We start from the raw sequence: 4,072 nt of genomic DNA, 5'->3' as shown, positions 1-4,072 counted from the left end.
GCCAGGAAGGTCCAGCAGAAGATCGGCAGCCGGAACATCGTCATGCCCGGGGCCCGCATCGTCAGGATCGTCGTGATCATGTTGACGGCGCCGAGGATGGTGCCCAGACCGGAGACCGCGAGACCCACGATCCACAGGTCCGACCCGGCCCCCGGCGAGTACACCTTGCTGTTCAGCGGCGAGTAGGCGAACCAGCCGAAGGACGCGGCGCCGTTCGGGGTCAGGAACCCGAGGATCACCGTCAGGCTGCCGAACAGGAAGAACCAGTAGGACAGCGCGTTCAGCCGCGGGAACGCCACGTCCGGCGCGCCGATCTGCAGCGGCACGAGGAAGTTCGCGAACGCGAATGCCAGCGGGGTCGCGAACATGAGCAGCATCAGCGTGCCGTGCATCGTGAAAAACTGGTTGTACTGCTCGTTGGAGAAGTACTGCAGCCCCGGGCGGGCGAGTTCCGCCCGCATCATGATGGCCAGGACACCGGCGAAGAGGAAGAACCCGAACGACGTGACGGCGTACAGGATGGCGATGTCCTTGTGGGACGTCGTCCGCAGATAGCCGAGCAAAGGGGTATGTGGCCTGGTGTGCGCGGCGACGATATCCGCTGGCTGCGTCCCGGTATCCGCCGCTCCGCCCGGTTCTCTCGGTTGGTGTAGAATAGTCACGTTCGGCTCCCGATGTTCGTCGTCCGCGCGGTGCCAGAAGGCGTGTGGAAAGCGGCGGACGGGCCGGGGAAAGGCTAACGTGGCGACCGGTTTCCTGGCCGTAGAACCGTCGAGTTTCTTCGGATTTATTCGCGATGCGCAGGCCGGTGAGGCCACCCGGTGGTCGAATTCTCGTGCCTTTTCCGATGAATCGGGTGGAAAGCGGCCGGCAGGGCGGGCAGGCAGGGCCGGAGCGTGCCGCCGCACGCTCGCTCTCAGGCCGGCCGCGCGCCGGGCCGCCCGTTCTCGACCACCCAGGTGGCATCCGTGGACGTGGGCGAGTGGCGATGGGCGATGTCGGCGACGACCCGCATGTCCGCGCGCCATTCGTCCGGGGTGACGCGAACGCGCGTGTAACCTCGCCGGTCACCACGAAAATACCGGACATGCGGGTTGAGCCGGGCATTGTTCTGCCGGATGAAGTCCTCGCTGACGAGGAAGAAGGCCGAGCTGATCGAGGTGCAGACGAACTCCGTCGCGACGACCGGCGTCTCGGGCCGGTCGAAATCGACCCGGAGGTCGTTTACCCAGGCGCAGTGGATGTCACCGGAGAGCACCACCGGGTTGCGCACGCCGCTGTCGCGGATCTCCGACAGCAGCCGGGTCCGGTAGGGGCCGTACCCGTCGTTCTGATCCAGGTTGGCCAGCCGTGGTCCCTCGCCGAGGGGTAGCTGCCCGTTCAGCTGGGCCATCATCGTCTGCTGGGCGAGGACGTTCCAGCGGGTCCGTGACGTGGTCAGGCCGTCGCGCAACCAGCGTTCCTGGGCGGCGCCGGCCATCGTGCCGGCCGTGTTGTCCCGGCCCAGGGAGGCGAGCCCGATGCCCTGCGGGGAGTCGCCGGGCTGCCGGGTCCGGTACTGCCGGGTGTCCATGACGTTGAACGTCACCAGGTTCCCGAACACGAACCGCCGGTAGACCCGCATGTCGGGCGATCCCGGATTCAGCTCCGCGCGGATCGGCATGTGTTCGTAGTACGCCTGGTAGGCGGCGGCACGCTGGCGGGCGAACGCGGCAGGGTCCTGCCGTTGCTCCCCGGCGTCGCCGGCCTCGTCGATCAGTCCGGCGTAGTTGTTCTCGACCTCGTGATCGTCCCAGGTGACGACCCAGGGGGCCACGTGATGAGCGGCCTGCAGGGCAGGATCGGACTTGTACTGGCCGTACCGGTTGCGGTAGTCCGCCAGCGTCTGGAGCTGGTCCAGACCGAGCCGCTGCGGGGTGGTGTGCCGCCGGTCCGGGTAGTTGCTTTTCGGGTCGTACTCGTAGATGTAGTCGCCGACGTGGACGACGAGGTCCGGCGCGTCGGTGGCGATGCCGTCGAGAGCCGGCCAGTACCCGTTCTGGAAGTCCTGGCACGAGGCCAGCGCGAAGGTCAGGGCACCGCCGGTCGATTCCGGTCCCCTCCCAGGTGCCGCGGCCGTGCGGGTCCGGCCGACCGGACTGAGCACGGTGCCGGCACGGAACCGGTAGAAGTAGTCACGCTCCGGTGCGAGTCCGCGGACGTCAACGTGGACGGAATGCGCGAACGCCGTCTGCGCGGTCTGCGTGCCGGCGCGCACCACATCGCGGAAACCCTCGTCCGTCGCGATCTGCCAGTCGACCTCGATGTCCCGTGTGGGCATGCCGCCGCCCTCGGTCGGCCTCGGCGCGAGCCGGGTCCAGAGGATGACGCCGTCCGGCAACGGGTCGCCGCTGGCGACCCCGAGCCCAAAGACCCCGTCGGTGACGCCCGCGATCGGGGTGGGTGCCCGCAGGGTCGGCGCGGGGGCCGGGATCGAACCGCCGGAGCCGCCGCAGGCCGCCAGGCTCGCCCCGCCCAGCGCGGCGCCCCCCAGCCCGAGGCCGCCGAGCAGGACGGCACGGCGACGTGGATCGGCCCCCGGGTTCGTCCCGTGGCCGGACCGGGCGGCGGCGCGAGGACCGGTGCCCGGATCGGCGCGTGCCGACGGATCGGTGCCGGCCGGTCGACCAGTCTGACCGGTGGCGGCTGACGGCGAGGGCGCCCGCGGGAATCGGCGGGAACGCGGGGAGCCGGCTGCGGCGTCACGGGTCACAACTGGATGAGAGTAGTGGAAACGGATGAACTCGCGGCCCGTTCACAGCGGATCCCCCACGCCGGGGGTCAGCCGAGATGGACCTCCCGGCGGCCGGGGTCGCGCAGATCCGTCCCGGCCGCCAGCCACCGTTGGTGCAGCGAGTCCGGGCCGTGCACCCGCTTGTAGGCGGACTCGTTGGGGGTCATCGGAAGCAGGGGGAGAAAGCGGACGGGTGCGAGCCCGGTGGCGAGATCGGGGATGAGCCCGCCGGGCTCGCCGACGAGCACCGCGGTGAACGGGGCGCCGTCCCAGAGCGGTTCCCCGAGATCCAGGCCGGACCCGGGAGCCACCGGACGGCCCTCGACCGTCGGGACGGCGGCCAGCACGGCCAACCGCCGCAGCACGCTGTCGCGCCGCCCGCGCAGGGACAGCACGAGTTCGGCCCGCGGGCCGGCGGGGTCGCGCACGGTCGTCGCCGCCGCCGTCATCGGCTCCCGGGACATACCCAGGGTGAGATAGCGGATGACGCCCGCCTGGTCCGGCCCGAACCGCAGCACCTCGATCTGGTCGGTGCCGAGGAACGTGACCGCGGCTCGACCGGTGTCCGGTCCGAAGAGCGCCGCAGCATGCTCCTCGACCGATCGCAGGATCGCGCTGCCGCTCACCAGGCCGATGCCCCGCCACGTTGTTCCATACCTGCGATCGTATGGTCGGCAGTTATCCCGGGAACCGTCGTGGCCGGTGCGGGAGTTATCGTGGTGCGACGTTGGAGGGGTTCATGGCACAGGTGCTGACCAAGGGCGGCAACGCCGCGTTGCCCACTACCGACGTCCGGGTCGAGATCGCCTCGTCGAGTCCGCTGGACATCGCGGCGATCCTGGTGACCACCCACGGCAAGGTGCGCACCGACGACGACTTCGTCTTTTTCAACCAGCCGACGGGTCCCGGGGTGCGTCTCGTACCGCCGTCCGCGCTGGAGTGCACGTTGGCCGCGGTCCCGCCGGAGATGGACAAGGTGGTCGTCACCGGGAGTCTCGACGGCAGCGGGCCGGCGACCTTCGCCGCCCTGCGCGGCCTGAGCATCGTGGTGCGGGACGCGCGTGGCGGCGCCGAGCTCGTCCGCTTCGATCCGTCCGGGCTGAGCAGCGAGACGGCGCTGATTCTCGTCGAGCTCTACCGGCGCGCCGGGGCCTGGAAGGTGCGGGCGGTGGGCCAGGGCTACGCCTCGGGGCTGGCCGGCATCGCGACTGACTTCGGCATCACCGTCGACGACCCCGGCACCTCCGAGGCCGCGACGCAGGTCGTGCAGCCACCCGTGGCCCCGCCCCACCCGCAGGC

Annotated in this window: 4 protein-coding genes; 1 reads left to right on the top strand and 3 read right to left on the bottom strand. The window is 70.4% G+C overall.

Going from position 1 to position 4,072, the window contains the following annotated elements; all coding sequences use genetic code 11:
• The 3 genes from AC08OO_RS15040 to AC08OO_RS15030 form a co-directional block, all read right to left on the bottom strand.
• Nucleotides 1–662 (bottom strand): cytochrome c oxidase subunit I (locus AC08OO_RS15040; RefSeq protein WP_476618669.1); only part of this gene is annotated, 662 nt, incomplete at its 3' end.
• A gap of 254 nt (nt 663–916) precedes the next feature.
• Nucleotides 917–2,752 (bottom strand): alkaline phosphatase D family protein, encoded by a 1,836-nt coding sequence (locus tag AC08OO_RS15035; protein WP_476610441.1) that lies wholly within the window; start codon nt 2,750–2,752, stop codon nt 917–919.
• A 68-nt stretch (nt 2,753–2,820) separates the two neighbouring features.
• Entirely contained in the window at nt 2,821–3,399 is a 579-nt protein-coding gene (locus AC08OO_RS15030) for a suppressor of fused domain protein (RefSeq protein WP_476606368.1), read from the bottom strand.
• 113 nt (nt 3,400–3,512) lie between these two features.
• Between AC08OO_RS15030 and AC08OO_RS15025 the strand changes: the two genes are divergently transcribed.
• On the top strand, nt 3,513–4,072 hold a 560-nt coding region (locus tag AC08OO_RS15025), incomplete at its 3' end, for a TerD family protein (RefSeq protein ID WP_476618668.1).

This window comes from Frankia sp. CeCAU1 (genome assembly GCF_977971845.1).
The sequence above is the reverse complement of the archived record's forward strand: the minus strand, read 5'-3'. Positions and strand labels throughout refer to the sequence as shown.